The organism is Chitinophagaceae bacterium C216, assembly GCA_028485475.2.
GTDB lineage: Bacteria > Bacteroidota > Bacteroidia > Chitinophagales > Chitinophagaceae > Niabella > Niabella composti.
Genome location: CP144143.1, coordinates 2,637,253 through 2,662,661, shown reverse-complemented (window position 1 = coordinate 2,662,661; position 25,409 = coordinate 2,637,253). Strand labels below are relative to the sequence as shown.

The 25,409-nt window shown below is 38.2% G+C and carries 25 protein-coding genes and 1 pseudogene; 20 read left to right on the top strand and 6 right to left on the bottom strand.

The genetic code is table 11. The features are described 5' to 3' along the window. Window positions 1-60 precede the first annotated feature (60 nt). The 9 genes from PIECOFPK_RS11370 (at window position 61) to trxA (ending at window position 5,360) form a co-directional block, all read left to right on the top strand. Entirely contained in the window at window positions 61-1,479 is a 1,419-nt protein-coding gene (locus PIECOFPK_RS11370) for an MBL fold metallo-hydrolase (protein ID WP_409965931.1), read from the top strand. Window positions 1,480-1,490: 11 nt separating this feature from the next. Then, the gene (locus tag PIECOFPK_RS11365; protein ID WP_409965930.1) at window positions 1,491-1,751 is read left to right on the top strand and encodes a heavy-metal-associated domain-containing protein; all 261 of its coding nucleotides are present in this window, start codon (window positions 1,491-1,493) and stop codon (window positions 1,749-1,751) included. Between the two features lie 12 nt (window positions 1,752-1,763). Next, window positions 1,764-3,143: an MBL fold metallo-hydrolase gene (locus PIECOFPK_RS11360; RefSeq protein ID WP_409965929.1), complete on the top strand. Its 1,380-nt coding sequence runs from the start codon at window positions 1,764-1,766 to the stop codon at window positions 3,141-3,143. Window positions 3,144-3,163: 20 nt separating this feature from the next. Beyond that, window positions 3,164-3,811, top strand: a complete 648-nt coding sequence (locus tag PIECOFPK_RS11355) for a peroxiredoxin (protein ID WP_409965928.1) — start codon at window positions 3,164-3,166, stop codon at window positions 3,809-3,811. A 68-nt stretch (window positions 3,812-3,879) separates the two neighbouring features. Then, window positions 3,880-4,194, top strand: coding sequence for a rhodanese-like domain-containing protein (locus tag PIECOFPK_RS11350; protein ID WP_409965927.1), 315 nt, complete (start codon window positions 3,880-3,882; stop codon window positions 4,192-4,194). Window positions 4,195-4,237: 43 nt separating this feature from the next. Next, a complete protein-coding gene (locus tag PIECOFPK_RS11345; protein WP_409965926.1) occupies window positions 4,238-4,609 on the top strand; it encodes a rhodanese-like domain-containing protein in 372 nt (123 codons plus the stop codon). A gap of 10 nt (window positions 4,610-4,619) precedes the next feature. After that, entirely contained in the window at window positions 4,620-4,862 is a 243-nt protein-coding gene (locus PIECOFPK_RS11340) for a hypothetical protein (RefSeq protein ID WP_409965925.1), read from the top strand. 2 nt (window positions 4,863-4,864) lie between these two features. Further along, window positions 4,865-5,089, top strand: a complete 225-nt coding sequence (locus tag PIECOFPK_RS11335; RefSeq protein ID WP_409965924.1) for a DUF6132 family protein — start codon at window positions 4,865-4,867, stop codon at window positions 5,087-5,089. Beyond that, complete coding sequence (gene trxA / locus PIECOFPK_RS11330; protein WP_409965923.1) at window positions 5,067-5,360, top strand: thioredoxin; 294 nt, start codon at window positions 5,067-5,069, stop codon at window positions 5,358-5,360. The genes PIECOFPK_RS11335 and trxA overlap by 23 nt, the downstream gene beginning before the upstream one ends. Before the next feature lie 41 nt (window positions 5,361-5,401). On the opposite strand, the gene PIECOFPK_RS11325 is transcribed toward trxA, so the two are convergent. From PIECOFPK_RS11325 to PIECOFPK_RS11310, 4 genes are read right to left on the bottom strand one after another with little or no spacing between them, the layout of a single operon-like run. Next, window positions 5,402-5,962 (bottom strand): TlpA family protein disulfide reductase, encoded by a 561-nt coding sequence (locus tag PIECOFPK_RS11325; protein ID WP_409965922.1) that lies wholly within the window; start codon window positions 5,960-5,962, stop codon window positions 5,402-5,404. Between the two features lie 22 nt (window positions 5,963-5,984). Then, a complete protein-coding gene (locus PIECOFPK_RS11320; RefSeq protein WP_409965921.1) occupies window positions 5,985-7,586 on the bottom strand; it encodes a bifunctional metallophosphatase/5'-nucleotidase in 1,602 nt (533 codons plus the stop codon). Between the two features lie 9 nt (window positions 7,587-7,595). After that, entirely contained in the window at window positions 7,596-8,036 is a 441-nt protein-coding gene (locus tag PIECOFPK_RS11315; RefSeq protein WP_409965920.1) for a DsrE/DsrF/DrsH-like family protein, read from the bottom strand. Between the two features lie 25 nt (window positions 8,037-8,061). Next, window positions 8,062-8,469, bottom strand: a complete 408-nt coding sequence (locus PIECOFPK_RS11310; RefSeq protein WP_409965919.1) for a DoxX family protein — start codon at window positions 8,467-8,469, stop codon at window positions 8,062-8,064. A 553-nt stretch (window positions 8,470-9,022) separates the two neighbouring features. Between PIECOFPK_RS11310 and PIECOFPK_RS11305 the strand changes: the two genes are divergently transcribed. From PIECOFPK_RS11305 to PIECOFPK_RS11280, 6 genes are all read left to right on the top strand, one after another. Next, window positions 9,023-9,574: a DUF3365 domain-containing protein gene (locus PIECOFPK_RS11305; protein ID WP_409965918.1), complete on the top strand. Its 552-nt coding sequence runs from the start codon at window positions 9,023-9,025 to the stop codon at window positions 9,572-9,574. Window positions 9,575-9,895: 321 nt separating this feature from the next. After that, window positions 9,896-10,258 carry a hypothetical protein gene (locus PIECOFPK_RS11300; RefSeq protein ID WP_409965917.1) on the top strand — a complete coding sequence of 121 codons (363 nt, stop codon included), beginning with the start codon at window positions 9,896-9,898 and terminating at the stop codon, window positions 10,256-10,258. A 67-nt stretch (window positions 10,259-10,325) separates the two neighbouring features. Continuing rightward, a complete protein-coding gene (locus PIECOFPK_RS11295; RefSeq protein ID WP_330975133.1) occupies window positions 10,326-14,102 on the top strand; it encodes a glycoside hydrolase family 2 TIM barrel-domain containing protein in 3,777 nt (1,258 codons plus the stop codon). 741 nt (window positions 14,103-14,843) lie between these two features. After that, the gene (locus PIECOFPK_RS11290; RefSeq protein ID WP_409965916.1) at window positions 14,844-15,056 is read left to right on the top strand and encodes a hypothetical protein; all 213 of its coding nucleotides are present in this window, start codon (window positions 14,844-14,846) and stop codon (window positions 15,054-15,056) included. Between the two features lie 417 nt (window positions 15,057-15,473). Then, window positions 15,474-17,645: a TonB-dependent receptor gene (locus PIECOFPK_RS11285; RefSeq protein ID WP_409965915.1), complete on the top strand. Its 2,172-nt coding sequence runs from the start codon at window positions 15,474-15,476 to the stop codon at window positions 17,643-17,645. 5 nt (window positions 17,646-17,650) lie between these two features. Continuing rightward, complete coding sequence (locus PIECOFPK_RS11280; protein WP_409965914.1) at window positions 17,651-18,445, top strand: cation transporter; 795 nt, start codon at window positions 17,651-17,653, stop codon at window positions 18,443-18,445. Window positions 18,446-18,762: 317 nt separating this feature from the next. Here PIECOFPK_RS11280 and PIECOFPK_RS11275 read toward each other — a convergent pair whose 3' ends face one another. Further along, on the bottom strand, window positions 18,763-20,337 hold the full coding sequence (locus tag PIECOFPK_RS11275) for an IS1182 family transposase (RefSeq protein WP_409965913.1): 1,575 nt from the start codon (window positions 20,335-20,337) through the stop codon (window positions 18,763-18,765). Window positions 20,338-20,585: 248 nt separating this feature from the next. On the opposite strand from PIECOFPK_RS11275, the pseudogene PIECOFPK_RS11270 reads away from it, so the two are divergent. The 5 genes and pseudogenes from PIECOFPK_RS11270 to PIECOFPK_RS11250 form a co-directional block, all read left to right on the top strand. Further along, window positions 20,586-20,780 (top strand): annotated as a pseudogene (locus PIECOFPK_RS11270) (YdeI/OmpD-associated family protein); the annotation flags it as partial. A 4-nt stretch (window positions 20,781-20,784) separates the two neighbouring features. Further along, complete coding sequence (locus PIECOFPK_RS11265) at window positions 20,785-21,492, top strand: alpha/beta hydrolase (protein ID WP_330974079.1); 708 nt, start codon at window positions 20,785-20,787, stop codon at window positions 21,490-21,492. 188 nt (window positions 21,493-21,680) lie between these two features. Next, entirely contained in the window at window positions 21,681-22,652 is a 972-nt protein-coding gene (locus tag PIECOFPK_RS11260; protein ID WP_330974080.1) for a hypothetical protein, read from the top strand. 160 nt (window positions 22,653-22,812) lie between these two features. Then, window positions 22,813-23,721 carry a GyrI-like domain-containing protein gene (locus PIECOFPK_RS11255; RefSeq protein ID WP_409965912.1) on the top strand — a complete coding sequence of 303 codons (909 nt, stop codon included), beginning with the start codon at window positions 22,813-22,815 and terminating at the stop codon, window positions 23,719-23,721. A 13-nt stretch (window positions 23,722-23,734) separates the two neighbouring features. After that, entirely contained in the window at window positions 23,735-24,112 is a 378-nt protein-coding gene (locus tag PIECOFPK_RS11250; protein WP_039054358.1) for a hypothetical protein, read from the top strand. A 275-nt stretch (window positions 24,113-24,387) separates the two neighbouring features. Here the strand turns inward: PIECOFPK_RS11250 and PIECOFPK_RS11245 are convergent, their stop codons facing one another. Continuing rightward, complete coding sequence (locus PIECOFPK_RS11245) at window positions 24,388-25,395, bottom strand: TQO small subunit DoxD (RefSeq protein WP_409965911.1); 1,008 nt, start codon at window positions 25,393-25,395, stop codon at window positions 24,388-24,390. Between the last annotated feature and the right edge of the window lie 14 nt (window positions 25,396-25,409).

Below are 25,409 nucleotides of genomic sequence, written 5' to 3'. Positions count from 1 at the left end.
TTGTAAGCAGGTTGTAGTTTTGTATCATAAAATTTAAAACAATTAAAAAATCATAAAAAAATGAAAGTAGAACAAATTTATACAGGATGTTTAGCTCAAGGAGCTTATTATGTAGAAAGTAACGGAGAAGCAGTGGTAATAGATCCGCTTCGTGAAGTACAGCCTTACATCGAAAAAGCAGAAAAAGACAATGCCAAAATCAAATATGTATTAGAAACGCATTTTCATGCCGACTTTGTGAGTGGACATTTAGATTTGGCTAAGAAAACCGGAGCAACTATTGTTTTTGGGCCTACTGCAAAGCCCGGATTTGAAGCACAGGTTGCCGAAGACGGTGAAATTTTAAACGTTGGAAACATTCAAATCAAAGTAATCCATACACCGGGACATACCATGGAAAGCACTTGTTTTCTTCTGATAGATGAAAACGGTAAGGAAACCAGTTTGTTCACAGGCGACACGCTATTTATCGGAGATGTAGGCCGTCCTGATTTGGCACAAAAAGTAATTGCTGACTTAACACAGGAAAAATTAGCTGCTCATTTATATGATTCATTGCATAATAAAATCATTCCGTTGGCAGACGATATAATCGTTTATCCGGCACACGGAGCGGGTTCGGCTTGTGGTAAAAATATGAGCAAGGAAACGACCGATACTTTAGGCAACCAAAAGAAAACCAATTATGCTTTGCAACCAATGAGTAAAGAAAAATTCATTGATGAAGTATTAGACGGTTTGATGCCGCCTCCGGGATATTTTCCGGCAAATGTATTGATGAACATCAAAGGTTACGAAAGTATAGACGAAGTATTGCACAAAGGAACACAGGCTTTAAGCCCAACGGAATTTGAAGTCGCAGCTAACGAAACCGATGCATTATTACTGGATACCCGTGATGCACAAACCTTTGCCAAAGGATTTATTCCAAATTCCATCAACATCGGTATCGACGACAACTTTGCTCCATGGGTAGGAACATTAATTCCGGATATTAAACAAACCATTTTATTGATTGCCGACGAAGGTCGTGAAGAAGAAATCGTTACCCGTTTGGCTCGTGTGGGTTATGACAATACCATTGGTTATTTAAAAGGTGGATTTGAAGCGTGGAAAAATGCAGGTAAAGAAACTGATACTATCGAATCAATTTCGGTAGATGAACTGGCAAAACGAATGGAAGAAAATCCTGATTTGAACATATTAGATGTCCGCAAAAAGAGCGAGCATTTTTCAGAACACGTGATTGGTTCAGAAAACATTGCGTTAGATTATATCAACGAACACATTGCAGAAGTAAATAAAGACAAAACCTATTATGTGCATTGTGCCGGTGGTTACCGTTCTATGATATTCAATTCCATATTAAGAGCCAGAGGTTATGATAACTTGATTGATGTTCAAGGTGGTTTTGATGCCATTAAAGCTTCGGGTAAATTCAAAGTAAGCGATTACGTTTGTCCAACCACAATGCTTTAATTTTTTACAAGATGAAACTCACACTAGAAGTAGAAAATATAAAATGCGGAGGATGTATGAACAGCATCAAAACGGCTCTTCAACAAATGGAAAGTGTACAGAAAGTAAGCATAGATAAAGACAACGAAACCGTAACCATTGAATCCGACTCAGACATAGAACCTTTCATTAAAAAACTGAATGATTTAGGTTATCCGCAAAAAGGCAATAACTCATTATTAAAAAAGGCAAAGTCTTATGTAAGCTGTGCCGTAGGAAATTTAAAATCTTAAAATCAAAAAATTATGTTTTTTCAACACGTATATGATAAAAGCTTGGCACAGGCGAGTTACTTTATCGGTTGCCAGGCAAAAGGCGAAGCCATCGTAATTGACGCACAGCGTGATATCGATGTATATCTGGAAATTGCGAAGCAAAATAATATGAAAATCACGCATCTTGCCGAAACACATATCCATGCTGATTTTCTATGTGGTTCACGCGAATTGGCAGCAGTGACAGGAGCAAAAATGTATCTTTCGGACGAAGGTGGTGAAGACTGGCAATACGCTTTCCCGCACGTAGGTTTAACACACGGAGATAAAATCAACGTAGGAAACCTGACCTTGGAAGTATTGCACACACCCGGCCATACACCCGAAAGTATCAGCTTTTTATTGACGGATCATCCAGCAACCGACAAACCGGTAATGGTTTTCACAGGAGATTTCGTTTTTGTCGGCGATATTGGTCGCCCAGATTTATTGGAAAAAGCGGCAGGATTAATCGGCACACAAGAAAAAGGAGCCAAACAGATGTACCAATCCATTCAACGTTTTGCAGAATTGCCGGAATACGTACAAGTTTGGCCGGCACACGGAGCGGGTTCGGCTTGTGGTAAAGCATTGGGAGCTGTGCCAAGCTCGACAGTTGGTTATGAGAAAATCCGGAACTGGGCATTTCAATATGAAGATGATGAAGCCGGATTTATCAAATATTTATTAGAAGGTCAGCCGGAACCACCAAAATATTTTGCGATGATGAAACACCTGAACAAGGTAAACCGTCCGTTGTTGGTGGAAGTCCCTAAACATCCGAAATTGACAAAGGAACAGTTTCTGACAGCTTACGAAAACGGTTTGAAAGTAATTGACACCCGTAATAAAGCTGATTTTGCTAAAGGATTTATTCCGGGAAGCATCAATATTCAGGGCAATAATTCTTTCTCTACTTGGGCAGGTTGGTTACTGAATTATCAGGAACAATTTATTCTAATTGCTGATGATAACCAAATCGAAGATCTGACCCGGAAACTGATGCGGATAGGATTGGATAATATTTATGGATACATTTCCAATGTAGAAGACCTGGAGTTGGAATTGGAAACCGAAGACATTATCGATATTGAAGAATTCAAATCGTACATCGGAAATCCTGATGCACAAATCGTCGATGTGAGAGGGTTGACAGAGTACGAAACTTATCACGTAGAGGGTGCAGATCACGTTTTTGTAGGAACACTACTGGACAATCTGGATAAATTCAGCAAAGACAAACAAATCGTCATCCATTGCCAAAGTGGAGATAGAGCAACCATTGCCCAATCGCTTTTAGCGAAATACGGTTTCAAAAATGTGAAGAACTATTCTGCCGGGATGAAAGAATGGATGGAAGTAAATAGTTGAATAATCTTAAAATTAAAAAAATGGAAAATCAAGTAAATACAATGCCAAGAATTGGCGATATGGCACCCGATTTTGAAGCGGTGACCACTACAGGAGTAATCAAATTTTCAGAATACAACAAAGGAAGCTGGGTGATTTTATTCTCGCACCCTGCGGACTTTACACCGGTTTGTACAACAGAAATGACGGGCTTTGCGAACGAAAGCGATTTCTTTGAAAAGCACAATACCAAGTTGATGGGATTGAGCATCGACAGTATTCATTCGCACATTGCATGGGTAAATGCCGTTGACGAAAAAACAGGCGTATTGTTCAACTTCCCGATTATTGCCGATTTGGATATGAAAGTAGCCAAATTGTACGGAATGTTGCAACCGGGCGAAAGTGAAACTGCGGCTGTTCGTGCTGTATTTATTATAGATCCGACTGGAAAAATCCGTTTGATTATGTATTATCCGTTAAATGTAGGTCGGAATATGGACGAAATCAAGCGTTCATTATTGGCACTTCAAACTTCAGATGAATACAAAGTCGCCATGCCGTTAAACTGGCAACCCGGTGATAAAGTAATCGTTGGAGCACCAAAAACATTGGAGGGATTGAAAGAACGTAAAGCCGATACGACTTTAGAGCAAGTGGATTGGTACTTAGCTAAAAAATCAATTTAATTTAATCAATTTAAGAAGATTGGATTTTCTATCTGAGAAGACAATCTTCTTATCCTAATTTTTACATCATGTTAGAATTATTTCAAAATATAATTGCTGCCAATCAAACCATACAAAATCATGTTTTTTTGGTAGATGTACGTACCCCGGATGAATTTGCAGAAGGAAGTGTTGAAGGAGCTGTAAACATTCCGTTAAGCGTATTGGAACAGGAGTTTTCACAGTTTAAAAACAAAGAAAATATTGTTGTATTTTGCCGTAGCGGAGCCAGAAGTGGAAACGCCAAATTGATATTGGAACAAAATGGCTTTGAACGTGTCATCAACGGTGGTCCGTGGCAAAATGTACAGCAAGCCTTGGATGAAATATTGCAGAAAAAGTAAATGACACATCACTTTTTCACTCAACGGTATAAATCAAAAAAAGATGCAAAAACAAAGTGTCAAATTCATTCTCATTATTATAATTGGAGTAGTTATGTTAGGAATTTTTAAAAATCTTTTCGGTCAGAAAGACAATAAACAACTAAAAGAAGCACTTGCGGACAACGCCTATTTGGTTGATGTCCGTACACCTTCTGAGTTTGCATCCGGAAGTGTAAAAGGAGCAGTAAACATACCGTTGGATAAAATTTCGGGACAGCTTTCCAAGTTCAAAGGAAAGAAAAATATAGTGGTGTTTTGCAGAAGCGGTAACCGGAGCGGACAGGCAAAGCAGATTTTGGAGAAAAACGGTTTTCAAAACGTTGTCAATGGCGGAACTTGGAACAATGTACAGAAATTAATTACAGAAAATTAAGAACAAACAAATGAAAAACTATTTAAGCAACTGGAATTTGATGCGGATAATCCGTCTAATTTTGGGAATTGTTATTATCGTTCAGGGCTTTCAGGCACACCAATGGATGTTTGTTGCCTTGGGTGGTTTATTTACATTGATGCCTTTGTTCAATGTTGGCTGTTGCAGTACGGCGGGTTGCGGAACTAATTATTCTTCAAGAAAGCCGACAGGAACAGAAGACATTACCTACGAAGAAGTAAAATCAAAATAGCGATGAATACATTTATAAGAAAAAACCTTTTAACCATTATCGGAATACCATTAGGTGCTCTTTCCGGATTTCTCTATTGGAAGTTTGTAGGTTGTAACACAGGCACTTGTGCGATTACATCCAATCCACTGAATAGCACGTTATACGGTTCGGTAATGGGTGGTTTGGTATTCTCTATGTTTAAAAAAGATAAAAAAGAAAAGAATGACATTTCAAGAAATCATTAATCAAGATAAACCTGTATTGGTCGATTTTTTCGCTACATGGTGTGGGCCTTGTCAAATGCAGGCTCCTATTTTAGAAGAACTTAAACAGCGTATTGGCGACACAGCTGGTATTATAAAAATAGATGTAGATCAGAACCCACAGGTTGCTGCACAATATCAAATACGAAGTGTACCTACATTGGCTATTTTTAAAAATGGCGAGGTTCGGTGGCGGCAGTCAGGTGTTTTTCCTGCCAATGAATTAGAACGATTGATAAAGGAAAATCTCTAAAAAAAGCCGAAGATGTGAGTATCTTCGGCTTTTTTCACTTGTTACTCCTCTATGAGTTGTTTTAACGCATTGACGATTTCCGGCTTCGAATAATCCCTTCCGCCTTCAATCCTTGCCGCAATAGCACCTTTCTTATCCAGTATGACGGTTGTAGGTATCGCTCCACTTAGAAATTCTTTTGGGATTTCACTGTGGGGAATATATACCGGAAGGTTAAATTCTCGTTTGTCCATAAAAGCTTGTGATTTTTTATGTTTTCCATCTACATCCACCATCAGGAAGATGATATTTTCATTTTCGCCAAACTTCGCTTTCAGTTCGTTGATGGACGGCATTTCTGCAATACAGGGCGGACACCAGGTTGCCCAAAAGTTAATAAAGACAACTTTACCCTTTAGATCGTTTAATGCAACTACATTTCCGTTTCCGTCCTGAAATGTAATACCTTTTTCAACATCATTATCCGTTTTTTCGGCAACAATATCTGTTTGTTGCCCCGTTTTTTCGTTATGTCTTCCTTCAATATTGGAACAACCTGTGAGAATGGCTGTAGATAGGACTAAATGAAATGCAAGCATATAATTTTTTTTTGTTCTGTTCATTATTTTTAGTTTACCACTTATACTATCGAAATTTATACCCTGTTTCCGCCATTTGAGAGAAAGCATTTGTGCCTAAATCTACCGCAATTGAACGTCCGTCCAGTACAGGATTTACTGTTCCTTTTACCTTTAAATATTCTTCTACGGCATCGTGCAAAGTATAATCTTTAATCTCAACATTTTTACCGTTTGGCATACGGCATAACACGTGCAAAGGCTCTCCGGTACGGTTACACGAAGCCATTTTATAGGTTTTACCGAGATCCATCGGTTTGCCTTGAATGGTTACTTCCAGCACACGTTCGCCCATTTCTTTCGAACTGTCAAATTTTAAGGTCATGCCCGAAAAGCGAACCAGCCATCCGCCAAAACGTTTGGACGGATCCTTGGCAAATACATTGTTGATTTCCTTTTCTAACCAGTCTTTGATTTGCTGACCGGTCACTTCACCGATTTTCATGTGTTCGTCCACAGGCAGCATCCGCCATAAATCCTCTTTGGTGATCGCCTTTTTACCATTTTCATCAGGAACAATCGGCACACCAAAACGAAAACCATTGGACGTAGCAAAATCTGCACCTGATTTCCAAAGCAAGGCATCGGTAATCATATTGTCCATGGGGTTTTCAACCACTAAGTAGCGGTACATCGGTGTCGAAGTATAGCCCAAAATCCGTTGCATATCTTCTTTGTAGGGAGCCAACGACTGATCGACCAATTGCTGTACTTCGGTATTTGCGGGATATTTCTCCGGGTCAACTTCCATCAGTTCGTAATCGTAACCAACAATTTTCTTGTCTTTAATTTTCAAATCCAATTTACCTACAAACGAACCAAAAGCTCCGGGCTCTACCACCGTTGTAAATTTACCTTTTATCGGTTTTCGGATGCGTTCGTGCGTATCGTTTCCAAAAATGAAATCCACGCCTTTTACCGCAGGATTATTTGCCAATAAAACCTGTTTCGAAATACCAATATGTGCCACCAAAAAGAGCAAATCTACTTTTTGGGTTTCTTTTAGCTCTTTGATGAGTTCCTTCAAGTTGTTTTCAACTTCAGTAAATTTCAACCCTTTACTAAAACCCGGGTTTTGTCGTATCGGAACTTCCGGGTCATTATAGGCAATGAACCCCATTTTAACCCCTTTCTTTTCGGTAATCCAATAGGGAGGAAAAATCGGTTTTTCGTCCGCTTCGTGATACATATTCGATACGATGACATTAGTTTTGTAACCGTTCATCACGTCGAGCATTACCTGCTTGCCATAGATAACTTCCCAGTTGCCCGGAATCAGTAAATCGTAATTCATAGCCTGAATGAGGGAAGGAAATATTTTCCCTTCAGAATGGACACTTTCTCCGCTTCCTTGTATCAAATCACCGCCGTCTATAAAGATTGTTCCATCGGGATTTTCCTGCCTTGCCGATTCTACCAAGGTTTTGATATTCGCTAAACCACCTGCATTTCTGAAAACGATGGAATCGTTCTCCACAAACAATTCCGAATGCGGATTAAGATAGGCATGTATGTCCGCAGTTTGAAGAATGGTAATGACTTCTTCTGTATTGTTTTCGCTACAAGATAGCATGGTTATTGAACTGAATAATATTACTAATTTTTTCATACAGTTTGATTAAAGAGTTATGGTGTTAAATCCTAATTCCTGCAAGCCAAAAAGGTACGTGAAACCGTTAGGCGTAGTAAGAATTGATGAATGGTATTGCGATTTTTTAACGCCTAATTTGTTCATAGCAAATTCGCAAACCACGATTTTAACGCCTTCTTTTTGAGCTTTTTCAATGAACGGTTTTAATTCCGGATTTTCAGCCAAATCCTTTACCACTTCACCGATAAGCACAATTTCAAATTCTATTTTCGGACTTTTTGCTTTGTATTCTTCGCCTGTCATAACCGATACCATAAAATGCTTGGGGTTTTGAACTAACAGGGCATATTTCCCATTCTTTTTAATGGCATTTTCTACTTGGGATGTCGTAAGAGTTTGAGCTTTTACGTCATTTAAAAAAGTGATTCCTAAAAGGGATAAAGCGATAATTATGATTTGTTTTTTCATTTTAAAATTTGTTTGAATGTTATTACTATTTGTTATAAAGACTGAATGATTTAGGATTGTTGAGGATAAAAAACAAAAGACCACCAAATAAGGCAATGTTCTTCCACAGCGGTCCATGCATTAATCCATTTCCCATTTGTATTGTTATCGTAATGGGAATAAGTGTTATGAAAAGAATGATTGCTGACCAACGGGTAAATACGCCCAGCAAGAAAGTAATTCCAAAAATGAGTAGTACGTAACCCGATAAAATCCCTAATAAATGTGGGTCGCCAAACATGGATGCAAAGCTACTGTAAGGAGCATTTTGAATACGTTGGGTTACACCTTCGGGATTTAATAGATGCGATACGCCTGCGACAATGAAAATACCACTGAGTGCAGCACGTAATAACAAAACGGATAATCCGTTTATCTGAATTTGTTTGTCCATAGATAATTCTGATTTAATAAATACTAATCGAAACTGATGCTGTTTAAAACAGCAGATTCATCAGGGTATCAAATCAAGAATTGTTGGTTTCGGATATGTGTGGGAATTTTTTCTTTATAGAAATGGTAATTATCTATAATCGGAGCAATGAAATCTACAGTTATGATGCTCTCATACGCATATAAGAAAGAATGTGGCAATGCAACTTTGCGAAAAGCCTGGCTTTTATGCTTTTTATTGGATTCTAAATAAACGGAACAGTAAGAAGAATACCCAATTTTGGGAGAATTATTGCTTGTAGATTGGGTGCTTTCAGATTGAAATTGTTGCTTCAAATCTCTTTTTACCGAACATGGAATAGCCATTACGATCGTTAACAAAACGATGATGAATCGGCGATATGTCGTTAAAAAATGAAACATGATACAACTGAACAGTTTGAAATTAAAGCAAAAATAGTAAGAACTTATTCAGTGGTTTGTAACCAATGTTACACAGTGAATATTTCCGATGAACTATTTTTGAAAGAAACTGAACAGTGAATTTTAAAATATTGACTTTATTACTGGGACTAACTGTAATTTCTTGTCAGCAAACTACTCATAATGAAAGAGAAATTTCTGACCTAAAAAATCAGGCTGATTCTATTGCGACAGTATCTCAAATGGTTTTACTGCAAAAAGTAGCTACTGCTATACAAAAGGGTGGAACGGAATACGCCGTGGATTTTTGCCATGTTAAAGCGATACCTATTACCGATTCGTTATCAAAAGAAGTTCGGATGAGTATCCAACGTATCACAGATAAAAACAGAAATCCCAAAAATAATCTCAAAACAAAAACCGATCGTTCTATTTTTGATGAATTCAAAAGAAAAACTGAATTATCTGACACATTGCTTACACAGAACGAGCAATATGTGTATTACAAAAGAATTAACCTCGCAATGCCTACCTGTATGAAGTGTCATGGAAACCCAACAACCGACATTGAAGAAAAAACCTTGCAAAAAATAAGCACATCCTATCCAAATGACAAAGCTGTTGGTTATAAATTGAATGATTTAAGGGGATTGTGGAAAATTAAAATAGACAAAATAAATTAGATTTCAATCTAAAAACAAATAGATTTTTTATATTTTTGAACCTTGATTTACAAGGTAATCAAATGAAAGCAAGTGCAGTAGGCACCATTACTAAATCGTTACCGATAGTATTTTCCAATCTTGTAAACTACTCTTTATGAACCTATTTGGTTTAAAATAATCTTTTTAAAAAAAAAAATATGGGCTCAGAAAGATTTTGGCCTTTCAATGATTGCTATTGGTGTGATGGAGTTGGAAACTATGACATAACCGAATTCTTGGTTTACTCAATATTTCCATTAGCTATTTTAGTTATTTGGAATATGGTCAAGACTCAGACGAATGAAAATGACCCAACCTAAACTGGCAACTGAAGGAAGAAAAACTACCGCCAACAGCACCTACCCAAAAGTGGCGGTTCAGTGGTTAAATCAAGCTTTGTGCTTCTATCAAAGTTTATGCTTGGTTGACAGTGAAGTGCTTCGAAATCGCCACCTTCGGGTAGCCGCAAACCGTTGTAGCCAATTATACAGACTGAGCACACAAAGATTAAATATTGACATGAAACCCAAAGAATTACTAATAGAAGCTGTAAATAAATTTTATGAAAGAAAAGCTCAAAAAGAAGGGATTTATGTTCTCCGATTCACAATTGAAATTTACGAAAAAGCCAAAGGACGATCTTATTGGTGTAATTGGCTTTAGGGCAATGTCATATAGTCTATCTTCGAGAAAAATATAGTATTCAATCAAGATAAAAACGTAATCGAGCATGAAAAAAATAGTTAGTTTAATAGTTGGTTTAGTTATCACGCTGGTAACTTTTACAATCTCAGCACAGCAACCAAAATTTACAGACGTTTATCCTTACATCGAAAATCCAGCGGTATTTGAAGTCAACCAGACTGAAGGACACACGGTTTGTATTCCTTGGGAGTCGATTGAAGAAGCATTAAATCTTAAGAAATCGGATTCAGAGAATGTGCTTTCGTTAAATGGAAAGTGGAAGTTCCATTTTGCCCATACTCCGGAAGGTACACCCACCGACTTTTTTACATCAAATTTTAACGATCAGGAATGGTCTGAAATTATAGTTCCCTCCAACTGGGAAATGCAGGGCTTTGGCGATCCCCAGTTTCGCAATGTAGCACATCCTTTTCAATCCAATCCACCTTATGTTCCTCGCGAATACAACCCTACAGGCTCGTATCGCAAAGCATTTACCCTGCCGCCAGATTGGAATGGCAAACGCATTTTTTTGCGCATGGAGAAAACTGCCTCGGCATCGTTTGTCTGGATCAACGGACAGGAAGTGGGTTACAACCAAGGGGCCCAAGAGCCAGCAGAATATGATATTACCAATTACCTGAAACCAGGGGAAAATACTATTGCCGTCAACGTAATTAAATATTCAGATGGTGTGTATCTCGAGAGTCAGGACTATTGGCGCCTTGCTGGTATATTCGACGATGTCTGGTTGTATGCAAAAAAGGATGTGCATATCTTCGACTGGTATGCCACCACCGACCTGGACGAAAACTATGTAAATGCAAAACTAAATTTGCAGATTACTGTAAATAACCAATCGACAACCGACAAACAGAACTACAAAGTTCGCACTTCGCTGTTTGATGCAAGCAATACATTGGTTCAGGATTTTACTTCTGATGCAGTTCAAATTAGTGCAGATGATAAGCAAATTATAAATGTTTCATCAGAAGTATTAAATCCTAAAAAGTGGACTGCCGAAACACCCAATCTCTATCGGTTAACAATGGAATTAATAAACAATGAAGGAAAAACCGAAGAAGTAATTACTGGTCGTATTGGTTTTAAAGAAACCGAAATCCGCAATCAGGTTTTCTACCTCAATGGCAAGGCCATAAAACTTAACGGTATCAATACGCACATGCAACACCCCGATTTGGGGCATACCATGGACGAAGCCACCATTCGGAAAGATTTTGAACTGTTTAAACAATTCAATATAAATTGTGTGCGCATATCACACTATCCACCTGTATCACGCTATTTAGAACTGGCCGACGAATATGGATTCTATATTATTGACGAAGCAGGAGTTGAAGCTCATGCTACTGAATATTTGTCCTATAGGGCTGAGTGGGAGCCCATGTATCGAGAGCGGGTTCGCAAAATGGTATTGCGCGACCGCAATCATCCTTCCATTCTTTTCTGGAGTGCAGGCAACGAGGCTGGGGAAGGGGAAAATATATGTGCTGTAATTGATGAAGGACGGAAATATGACAGTACACGATACTGGATGTATGGAGGGAATGCTTTTTCTCACCCTTGTGAAGAGATTATTGGTCCACGTTATGCTACTCCTTTTGATCTCAAAACACAGGTGGGAATGGTTCCTGAAAGTGTTGATGCGCGACCATCGTTTATGGACGAATACCTTTCGGTGGCCGGGAATGCCGGTGGTGGACTTGATGAATATTGGGATGTCATTTACCAGTATCCACGCATCATGGGTGGAGCAATCTGGGATTTTGTGAGTCCAGGCTTGCGCGAGCCAGTTCGTAAATTGACAGATTCTTCACCAAACAAGGTCGCAACTCACATCATGGGACGCGCAAAACTGGTTGCCGGACACGATGGAAAAGGCATTGATCTGAATGGTCACGACCAATGGGTGGAAGTTTACCAGGATAAAAACATCGAAATTTCGGGCAATGAATTAACGGTTTCGCTTTGGATTTTTCCACGTGAGTTAATGAATATGGGCGGAACAATACTCACCAAAGGAAACTATCAATTTGGCTTGCAGCAAATCGGTGCCGATCAACTTGAATTTTATATTTATACCAATAAAAAAGAATTCATACGGGCTGAATTACCCGAAAATTGGATAGAAAACTGGCATCATGTAGCAGGCATTTATGACGGGAAAACGATGTCACTATTTATCAACAACAAAAAGGTTGCTGAAAAACCGGTCACCAGAAACATAACCAATTTTCCTTTTCCTATTAATGTGGGTAGGAATGCCGAGACACATGGTCAGCATACCTCCGTTTATTTGTGCGATGCCATTATCGATCAGGTGGGTGTTTTCCCCAAAGCGATTGAAATAAATGATTTATATGCATCAAAACCCGACTTGAAAAAACATGCAGCTTTGTGGCTCGATTTTGAACAGGAGGAAAAGGAAGGCGAGTTTTTCAGCTATGGAATTGGAGCGCGTACTTATGGAAGTATCTGGCCCAATCGGGTTCCGCAACCTGAAATGTGGCAAATAAAGAAGTCGGCTCAACCTATTTCTGTAAAGTGGAGCAATGCCGAAAAAATGGAAATTGAAGTACAGAATCGACACTTCTTTACCAATACAAATGTCTTTGATGCACGTTGGAGTCTGGAGGAAAATGGAACATCTATAGCTTCAGGAAACTTGGAAGTGGATGTCGAACCGGAAGCAGAAGGAATCTACGTTCTTCCTATCCCAAAGCCTCAGCTAAAAGCCGGTTCAACCTATTTGGTAACAGTTAGTTTTCATTTGAAGGAAGCTACACAATGGGCACCGAAGGGGTTTGAACTGTGTTGGGATCAATTGGAATTACCATGGTTTGTTCCTGCTGATAAAAAATTGGTAAAGCATCTGACCAATCCTTTAAAAATTACAGATAGTGAACAACATTTAATTGTATCCGGAAAAAACTTTGATTATACATTTGATAAAGCCGATGGGCAATTGTACTCCATGAAATACATGGGTACAGAATTGCTGAAACAGGGAGCCCAACTCAATGTTTGGCGTGCCCCTTTGGCGAACGAACTGGACGACTGGACTACTTATTCGGTTAATGTATATCCCAGAACTGAGGGCTACGGAAGAATGATTGCCACTGCATGGTATTCTACCGGTCTGGATAAAATGAAGTCAAAACTTGAATCATTTCGGGTTGAAAAGAAAGATGAGAATATAATTGTCAGTATTAGTGAAATTGCTCTCTTTGGAAATGAAGACAGGGCAGGCTTTGAGAATGAAATGATTTATACGATCTCGCCCGACGGTGATATTATTTTACAGCACACAATTCATCCGAATGGAAACATGCCCATGTACTTGCCACGCATTGGAACAAAATGGGTATTAAATAGCCAGATGCAAAATGTAGAATGGCTTGGTCGCGGGCCACAGGAGAATTATCCCGATCGCAAAACCGGATACCGTATTGGGCTTTATCAGTCAACAGTGGATAATATGTTTGAGCCCTATTTAATACCTCAAGATTGTGGTTTGCGAACAGATAACCAATATGTAAGAATAACAAATGATGAAGGAATCGGTATCGAGTTCTCGGCAACACAACCATTTAATTTTAATTGCTATAATTACAGCACGGAAAATTTGTCAAAGGCAAAATACACCTATCAATTGAACAAATCGGATGGTGTAACATTCAATTTCGACTATCAAACTACCGGGGTAGGATGCACGGCTATTGGGGTGATTAATAAATATCAAACCATTCCTCAAACCATACAGTTCACAAGTTCAATAAAACCATTTAAAATCAATAAGTAAGCCTGATAATTTTTAAAATAATAAGAGCCATAATGCTTAACTATATGACATTGGGCTTTAGGGGTTCAAAAAATAATACGACAGATACAATTATTGATTTTGAGGTAAGATTGAAACAGAGTTTTAAGATGACAAAATCAAGAATGGAATATTTGAAAAAAATAACTGGCTACAACAACGGGTCATAAAACATGCCGGTTTTAGTGGGTTTTCAAGCGTCTCGTCCCGCATCAAGTTTTGTATCGTGGGATACAGACGCAGCTCCGAAATCCGGCACGTTTCATACCCGCGAACGTTAGCAGCAAGCGTAAAAAGACCGTGCAACCCTGACAGTAACGGACAGACAAACAAGAGAAGCGTATACCATTTTGACAGATAAACAAAGACATACAGACCATATTACAAACGGACAAGAACTAAGCCGACACACCTTGCCGCCCCTTCTGTATTTTTTCTTTTCCCTACCGCACATTTTTTTATTCAATTTTTTGCCACCGCACAATGGCACATTGGCTTTTGCCCCGACACACAAAAGCCCACGCTTCGGCAAAATCCAAAGAGCCATTTTCCCCAACGCTTTTTTAACTTTGCATTTATAAACATCTATATAGAGAACACTATGCTATCAACAGAGAAAACATTATCAGAAGTAATAGAAATACTAAGACAACGTGGTTATACAGAAGACTTTAACTTGTTGGAAGAAAACATATCTTACAAAAAAGAGGCGAAAAAGTTGATTTGAACGACATCGTTATTGACAAAATATATCGTTTTACAGGACAAAACGACTTGGAAGACGAAGCTATTTTATACGCAATGACAAATCAGAAAGACGGAGCTAAAGGCGTATTTGTCAATGGGTATGGAACTTACACAGACTCAGGAGCAAACGCTGTTATCAGTAAAATAACTGTTAATGAAAATGATAATGACGATTGGACAATCAAATAATGAATTATACTAACTTTGCACCGTGAAATATTTCTCCTTCATATTAGCCCTTTATGTTTTGTTGCTGACAGCAGCACCAAATTTGGTGGAGGACAAATGTTTTCAGGAGCAAACAACCGAACAATCACAAGACAATCAAAGTGACAAAGATTGCAGCGATTGTTGTTCACCATTTATGAGTTGCAATACCTGTTTAGGTTTTACTTTCCCAATAGCAAATTTTTCAATACACTCTATCCTCACTTATTCAGACAAAAAAGTTTCTATTTACAAGGAAAATACAACGTCTGACTTTTTCTCTTCCATTTGGCAACCGCCCAAAATTAGTTAATGCTTCCGTGCCTTCGGCACAATAACAAATTGCGGTGCTACGCACCGCCAATTCTTATTTTTCAAACATTAATAATCATTTAGGCAATGAAGTTTAAAATCATTTTGCTACTAATGGTAGCATTCAACATAAATACCGTATTCGGACAGAATACATTTAAAGCGGTCATAAAAGACAGCGAAACAAAAGAACCGTTAATCGGAGCGACAGCTATTTTATCAGAAACGGCAACAGGAGCAACCGCAGACATTAACGGAATGATAACCTTAACCAATATCCCAAACGGAAAGCAGATAATTGAATTTCGTTACATCGGTTATGAAACAAGAAAAGACACGTTTGATTTTCCGTTGACAACATCAAACCTGATAGAGATTTTTCTCAAATCAAATGCAGGCGAATTGGACGAAATTGTGATTTCATCTACCCGAAGTTCCAGAACCATAAAGGACATTCCGACAAGAATTGAATTTATTGCAGGGGAAGAATTAGAAGAAAAATCAAATATGAGGTCAGGGGACATCAGAATACTTTTGAGCGAAAGCACAGGAATACAAACACAGCAAACTTCCGCAACATCTGCCAATGCTTCTATTCGTATTCAGGGACTTGACGGACGATATACACAAATTCTTAAAGACGGATTTCCGCTATATGCAGGAGCAGCAAGCGGTTTAGGACTTTTGCAAACGCCACCGCTTGACTTAAAGCAAGTAGAAATTATTAAAGGTTCTTCATCTACACTTTACGGAGGCGGAGCAATAGCAGGACTGGTAAACCTTATTTCCAAAACGCCGACAGATGAAAAAGAATTACGTTTTCATTTAAACGGAAGTTCGGGCAGAGGTTTTGACATTAACGGTTTTTACGGACAGCGATTTAACAAAATCGGGACAACTATTTTTGCCGCACATAACCGCAATTGGGCTTATACCCCATCGGGTGATTTTTCAGCTATTCCAAAATTTGACAGGTATGTTTTCAATCCTAAGTTATTTGTTTATTTCAGCGACAAAACAAAACTGAATGTTGGAATAAACACAGCTATTGAAAACCGTATCGGTGGCGACATACATTTTATACAAGGAAAAGGCGACACTATCCACAGTTATTTTGAAGAAAACAAAACACAACGCTATTCCACGCAATTGTCTTTTGACCATAAATTTAATGACAAAAGTTTCTTCAATTTCAAGAACAGTGTGAGTTATTTTAACAGGATAATCAATATTCCAAATTACAGTTTTGACGGCACACAAACAGCCACATTCAGCGAAGCAAGCTATACCAATGTTCGGGAAAAAACAGAATGGGTTGCAGGTGTAAATCTTTGGTCGGATAACTTTCAGGAAAAGCAGACAGACACTTTTCCGTTGAGAAATTATAACCAAATTACTTTTGGTGCATTTGCTCAAAATTCGTGGAAAGCAACCAAGTGGCTCAATCTTGAAACAGGTTTCAGAGCCGACTATGTTATTGATTATGGTATTGCCTTGCTGCCAAGAGTTTCAGCATTATTCAAAATAACCGACAAATTTTCTTCACGGCTTGGCGGTGGCTTTGGCTATAAAACGCCAACCATATTTACAGAGGAAAGCGAACGCATACAATACCAAAATGTAATGCCCATTGATAAAAACATCTACAAATTGGAACGCAGTTACGGAGGAAATTTTGATTTTAATTATCGCACCGTATTTGGCGAAAAAGTAACGTTCAGTATCAACCAACTTTTTTTCTATACCTATTTGAATAACCCTTTGTTGCTTGAATCTCAAACAGGCGGATTATACCAATTTATCAATTCGACAGGACACATTGATACAAGAGGAACGGAAACCAATATCAAAATCGGGTATGATGATTTTAAATTGTTTTTGGGTTATACATTTACCGATACCCGCTTGCATCAAAACGGAATTTTGACAAATACACCGCTTACGCCAAAGCACAGGATAAATTCAGTTTTAATGTATGAAGTAGAGGACAAATGGAAAGTAGGTTTGGAAGCGTATTATTTCAGTCCTCAAAAATTGAGTGATGGTGCAACAGGAAAACAATATGTGCTTTGTGGTTTTATGGTTGAAAAGCTATGGGAGAAATTTTCGGTTTACATCAACTTTGAAAATTTCCTTGACGCAAGGCAAACCCGATTTGACACTATTTATACAGGCACAGTAACTAATCCTGTTTTCAGGGATATTTACGCACCGCTTGACGGTTTTTTAATTAATGGTGGTATAAAACTAAAATTGTAGCAATTATGCAAAAGACAATATTTAACATTACAAAAATGGATTGCCCAAGTGAGGAGCAATTAATACGGATGAAACTGCAAAAGTTTGATGAAATAAAATCATTGGACTTTGACATTCCAAACCGAAAATTAGCAGTTCATCATAATGGAAAACCAGAGCCGATACACTTGGCTTTAAATACGCTGAACCTTGATACCTCTTTGGTTTCAACGGAAGAAAGCAGAGTAGAAATTGAAACGGACACAAGCAATAAACAACGGAAATTGTTATGGACGGTTCTTATTATCAATTTTCTGTTTTTCGGCTTGGAAATGCTGTTTGGAATTTTTTCCAACTCAATGGGATTAGTGGCAGACAGTTTGGATATGCTCGCAGACAGTATTGTTTACGGATTGGCATTATTTGCGGTAGGTGGAACAATAACGAGAAAAAATAACATCGCAAAATTTGCAGGATATTTTCAAATACTTCTTGCTGTAATTGGTTTTGTAGAAGTAGTCAGACGATTTATAGGAATTGAGAAAATGCCTGATTTTCAAACAATGATTATCGTTTCTGTTTTGGCTCTTATCGCTAATGTAATTTGTCTTTACTTATTACAAAAGGGTAAAAGCAAAGAAGCTCATATGCAAGCAAGTATGATTTTCACTTCCAATGACGTAATTATTAATTCGGGTGTTATCGTTGCAGGACTTTTGGTTAATTGGCTTAATTCAGGTTATCCCGACTTGATTATTGGAGCAATCGTTTTTATAATTGTTGCAAGAGGAGCATACAGAATATTACAATTAGCGAAGTAAAAAGCCAACGCACACAAGCACACACATTTTGTAGCCGCTACAAGCCGACACGCAAACCAAAGCTGCAAAAAGAGTGTGCTTGTTCCCTAAAAAAATTGAATAAAAAATTTCCTGCCCTTCTGAAAAGAAAAAATACCCGAACGCACAACCCGACAGCGACACTTGGACGACATACAGACAAATGGTTTACTAAGACGGTGGACAGAACGCCAGCTGCTAACATCGGTAACCGTTGCACAACTCTCTATTTTTCCAAAGAATCTTTAAAACCCCAAAAACTCAACCTCTTTTAAGTCGATTTAAAGGAGGTTTATTTTTTAGTTGTAGTTCAAAATGCTAAAATTTGAGTGGCTTAAAAATGAATTTTTGAGCTCGTGAAGATGCGTTTTTAGAAAACAGTACACTTCCCCTAGTTTTAGGGATATAACTTGGGCTACAACACTTGGTTTTTTCACGACAAAACGCAGGTATTTTTTGAGATTGTAAGTCAGGGCAGCCATCAATACGTGTTTGTGGGCTTGTTTCATACCCCGGGAGTTGATTCGTTTCATATTGTGATGGTTGATGAGTGTACCCAAGACAGGTTCTACTGTGCTGCTACGGCGTTTGGTCAAAAAACGTGTGTAGTTTTTGTCTTTGTTCAACTTTTCGTGCATTTGGTCATACAAAGGCTTATGAAGACTGTCTTCAATCTTTTTGAACTTGGTGATTTTTCCACAACACTCTGCTCTGAGAGGGCACTTTCCGCAATCTTTTTCGCTACTTCTATAGCTTGTCTTTTGGTAACCTTTACTATCGGTCATTATGCGTTTAAAAGGCAAAAAAGCCTTGTTGCCTCCTTCTTTGATACATTCGTAACGGTTTTCTTCTTTGTTGAACACAAATCCTTCTCGTTCGGGTTTATACTGTCCGAAGTTTGGGATATAGGCATTGATGTTTTTATCTTGGCAATACTGTAAACTTTCTCCGCTGCTGTAACCCGCATCGGCCAGCACTTCCTCTATTTCTATTTCGTTTTGACTTAGGTTGTCAAGGGTTTGATCCATTATTTCTGAGAAAATAGCGCTGTCTTTACTCCCTGCCGTGCTCGCACAAGCTCCGGTAATGACGTGGTGGGCATCGTCAACGGCCAACTGTCCTGCATAATTGAGTTGTCGGGGTTTGCCGGGTTTGGTTGATATTTTCGCATCCGGGTCGGTAGGACTGTAATGGGTGTGGTTACTTATAAACTTGGGACGGATTTCGTTACCGTCTTCATCTAAACGTTCGCTTTTGTTATTGCCCGGCATCTTTTTGTAGGCTTCTTTCTTCCAGTTATGATGCTGTTCTACCAGCTTTTTTCTTTCTGTAGTTACTTTGAACTCTGAGTTTTCTTCCAGTTCATTCACGTATGCTTTGACATCTTCAACTACTTCTTTCTCCAACAGGCTGTCCATACTTGCATTAGCTTTGATGTAGGCACTATCGACACATTGACGCTTTCCTCTGACCATTCCTTTTTGAACACACAACGAAAGTACTTTTTGAAACAAACTCAAAAAGACTTCTTCGCCAAAAAGCTGTCGTGTACGGCTGATGGTGCTGTGCCAAGGCAGCTCTTCATCTAAATCATACCCCAGAAACAAACGAATACTCAAGCTGTCGGCACAATATCTTAGTAAAGCTCTGTCGCTATTGATGTTGTTGAGATAACCCACCAGCAATATTTTGAAGAAAACCACCGGGTCAATGCTCTGTTGTCCTTCTCTGCCGTAGTATGGGGCGGTAGCTTTATAAAGAAAGTGTAGCTCTAAATGTTGATTTACTTTTCGATAGAAATCCTCTTGAGGAACTAAACAGTCTAAGCTCAGCTCGTAAAACAATTTGGGTGTAAAATCTTTTCGTCCTTGCATATAGCAAGTTGCAAAAAATAATTATATTTGATTTGAGTTGTGCAACAGGCACAGCGGTTTGGCGTAATGGGGGCGGACGTTCTTCGTATGACAGTTTTTCGTAAATTTGAACTTTCGGCTTCGTATGAAGTTTTGTGCTGAAAAGCCCCCACTACGCCAAGCCGCAAACCGTTAGTGGTCATTGTAAAAAAACAAATATCTGAACGAATGGAAACAAAAAAAGGCGTAAAAGTCCCCGAAAGTTTGGAAAGACTTTACAGGAGAGCAAGGAATTAAAAAATGATTGGGACAAATTAAGACCAAGTTGCCAGCGTGAATATGTTGAGCGGGTGAACAAAGCAAAGTCGGAGGAAAAACGCAAGGAGAAAATTGACAGGATAATCGAACTAACATTGGACTACGCAAAAAGACATCCCGAAAAATATAAAAACCGTAAATCATAAGATAATGGACAAAGATTTTGGTGCAGTTTTCCTGTATGGGGCGGGTCTTGGAAATTTTATTTGGCAAGACTTAAAGCCATTAATAGAATTTCCGGCACTATTCATCGAATATCCAAATAGAGAGGTCGGAGAAAAAATGAACTATGACTTGGAGTTTGACGAATATATAAAACCCGCAATCGACCAAATACAAAAATGGAACAAGGACAAATTAGTGTTTGTAACCCATTCTATTGGTGGGTGTGTGGGACTAAAATTGTCGGACTATTTCAAAGAAAGAACCATCGGATTTATTGGAATAGGTTCGGCAATTCCCGAGAGCGGAAAATCGTTCGTATCCTGTTTGCCATTTCCAAAAAATCTGTTAACACCTATACTTTTGAGCTTGTTCGGAACTAAACCGCCTAACAAATCAATAGAGAAACAACTTTGCAATGACCTGTCGCCAAGTCAAACTTCAGAGGTTGTAAACCGATTTACGCCAGAGGCAAAGTCATTATACACCACGAAAATAACCTATCACAATTTACCCGAAAACACCTTGTACATAAAGCTGTCAAAAGATGCGGGTGGAATTGAAATACAGGATAAGATGATACAGAATTTAAAAGCAGAAAAAGTGGAAACCATCGACAGCGGACATTTGCCGATGATGAGCAGACCCGAAAAATTGAGCGGAATTTTGAATGGATTTATGAACCAGTTTGGATGAAAAAACAACGAACCGCTAACAATGTATATAAAAAATAGGCGAAACAGTAGTAAAATCAAGGTTTTTGGCTTGTATCAAACTTTGTGTTTAACTAAAAGTTTAGTGCTTCGAAATCGCCTACTTTTCATATACTAAACGTTATAGCCAATGGTAGGACGACCGAACCGTAAAAGAAAAACAAACAGACAATGACAATAAAAGAAGCGATTTTAAAAAGCCTTGACGAGATTAACGACCTGACAACTTATATGGACGTTTACAACCATATCGTAAAAAACAACTATTACGACTTTGGGACAGCTAAAACACCTGCTTCGACAATTTCGGCTTTGCTTGGTGACTTTATTCGCAACGGTGACACAAGAGTAAAAAGAATAAAACAAGAAGGTGGAACTTATGCTTACTACCTGACAAAAAACGAGCAAAATATCGGCATAGACATTTTGAGCGGTGAAACGGAAACAAAGACTACAAAAATCACCAAGGCAACTAAAACAAAGACATTTGAAGAAAGAGACTTACATAAACTTTTAAGCAGTTACCTAAAAAATTCAGGCACTTACTCAAAGACAATTTTCCACGAACAATCTAACGGAAAGGACAACAACCAAATTTGGACACATCCAGATATGGTTGGTATTAAATTCTTGAACTTACAGACAAAAGCCAGTCAAAATTTTTTAAAATCTATAAATCGAGTTGATACTTTCAAATTGAGTTCATACGAACTAAAAAGAGAAATCAATAGCGACAGCGAACTAAAAAAGGCTTTTTTTCAAGCAGTTTCTAATTCAAGTTGGGCAAATTATGGTTATTTAGTTGCTTTTGAGTTCAGCGATAGCTTGAATGAAGAAATGGCAAGACTTAATCAATCATTCGGAATTGGAATTATCGAATTAAACGCAAATCCTTATCAGAGTAAAGTGTTATTTCCAGCAGTTTACAGAGATTTGGACTTTAAAACGATTGACAAACTTTGTAAAATGAACAAGGAATTTGAAAAATTCATAGAACAGACAGAAAAACTAATGACTGCAAGCGAAAAATACGTTTCAGGAGCAGAAAAAGAACTTGACGAATTTTGTGATAGTTATTTTGCCAACGACACAGAAGTTGAAAACTATTGTAGAGAAAAACATATACCGACAAACGAAGAATGACAAAAACCACTGGCTATAACAGACGTTTGGCTCAATGGCGGGTGACGTGGTTAATTGAACATTATACCTCGCATCAACTTTTGTGGTGTATTGACAGTTTTGTGCTCCGAAATTCGCCACTGCGCCAAGCGCCAAACCGTTGGCAACAAGCTAAACTAAAATGAATCCTAATGAAAAAAATAAAATCCATTATTTAGAACGGCTCAATAAAGTTTTTGATTATATAGACGAAAACATTGATGCTCAACTAAACCTTGACGACTTGACCAAGCTATCCCATTTCTCAAAATTTCATTTTTCAAGAATATTTAGTGCCTTGGTAGGCGAAACACCTTTTAAATTTATTCAAAGAATCAGATTAGAGCGCGCAAATTATCTATTGCGACTAAAGCCAAAAGCTAAGATTACTGAAATTGCATTCGAATGCGGTTTTAACGATTTAGCTGTTTTTTCACGCCAGTTTACTTTGCACTTCAACATCTCACCCACCGCATTTAAAAAACAAAAAATACAACAGAGCAATATTCATCAAACTTCTTCTTTCAAAGCCAAATACTTTTGTTCCGAACTTAAAATTTATAGAGATATGGAACAGTTAGTTGAAGCAAACATTCGATCATTACCTGAAAAAACTATCGCTTATATCAAGCATATCGGTTCATATAGGCAAAATGTAGATATTTACGAAAAGCTGTTTAACCAACACTATGATTGGGCAGGAAAGAACAGCTTACTTAAACACCATCCTGAATCCATTGTCATCCATTACGATGACCCCGAGTTAACACCGGAGGACAAGCAGCGAATGAGTGTATGCATTACTGTTCCTGAAGATACCGAAGTAAACGGTAGCATAGGGAAAACCACGATACCTTATGGCAAATATTATGTGGCCAAATTTAAGCTGAAACCTCAAGAGATTCCAATGGCCTGGAATTGGATTTACGGGGAGGAAATTTTATCAATTGGATATCATCCAATTGATAAAATTCCTTATCAAGTTTATCCCGAACCACCTAAAGAAGGGATACTCACCATAGTTTTCTGTATACCTGTGAAAAAGAATTAAAACAAAATAGATTATGGTAAAAGTCACAGTAGAAGCAGATTGCGGTAATGCCCCAAGGAAGGAATTTCTAAAACAGTTTCACATTGCTTTAGCTAATAGCGATAGCAACTTTGTAATAGAAAACATCACAGACAATATCCATTGGGAAATTGTTGGGAACCATACGATTACCAATAAGGAGGAATTTGAAAAAAGAATATTGGATAGCCCGTTGTGGAATGTGAAAGAACTTGTCATAGACGCCATTATAACTCATGGAAACGAAGCTTCTGCAAATGGAACTGTGGTTACATCAGATGATTTAAAATTTGCGTTTTGTAATGTGTATAAGTTTAAAGGCTTTAAGGGGACACTCCTAAAATCTATACAGACATATCTTATTGAATTTTGAAAAAAGCCAGTTGCCAACATTGTATAAGCGTAATGCGGACTGTATGGCTAAAACTGAGTATTTTTGCGCCTAAGAAACTTTACGTTGGGCGGACAGTGAATCGCTCCGAAAACCCGCACGAACGCCAAGCCCCAAAACGTTAGTGGCAATGGCACCGCCGACAACAACAGCCATAAACCTGAAATTCAACAGGCACATTTAGTTTTTACCGACATTCCAAAAAACAAAAAAAGCTGTCGCATTATCATGACAGCTTTTTTATGCTAACAAATCTGTTATTTTATTTCAGTAATCCATTCTATTCCGCTGATATCAATCAGTTTCAATGCGTAATTTTCTTTGAGCGTAATTCCTTCTAAGTCAATCGTCAAATCGGCTTTTGCACCAAGCGGTAAAATCAGGCTATGTTTTCCCGGTTTGATTTTTGCCACATAATGATTATTTATTTTTTCTTTCGGAAATTGAGCTAGTTCCTCTTGCCCAATGGACTTTATGACCTGATTGTTTTCGTCCAAAATCTGTATACCAATCAAAAACGAACCGTAAACATCCGCACCCTCAACCCTGAATAGTTGAAAAGAAAGTTGTGAGCCGTTTTGCTGAATATTTGAAATTTCAACTTTGGGCTTTACCGATTTGTTATGAAGCGTACCAAATACACCTCCGTGAAAATACTGATTGGTAAACAAAGTTAATCCAAAAATAAGCAACGACATGACCAGAACTTTTGGAGCTAAATTTTTTATTGGAAGCTCGCCCGAACCTAAAAAAGCAAACCATTTTTTATTGGTAAACTGATAGGGTTTATTCATTAAATAATTGTCTAACGAATAAGCTCCGCTACCTGTTAAGAACAAGACAAAGCCACTTGCCACACCCAACACACCTATTTGCCATTCGTCCAAACAAGTCGTTCCAATCCAACCAGAACCCAAAAGAATTCCCATCGCCAAAAAGAACACCCCAATGCTCATCAGCCTTGTAAATAACCCAAAAATAATGAACAAGCCGACAATGGCCTCTACAATCGTAAAAATAACCATTGAAATTTGCAACGCTTCGGGGTTGGAAACCAAATATTCAATAATCGGTTTTATGCCCAAAGCATTGGGAAGAAAGTGATTGAATTTTTCACCTATATAGCCCGCTTCTTCGGGAATAAGTTTGTTGTCTATAATCAACCTTCGCCAAAAAGCGGAAAAATAAGTCCAGCCGATTACCCAACGTAGGGATAGCGTAAATAGTCCAGCCTTGCCGACTGCACTGTCAATATGTTGTTTCATTGATTTTTATATTT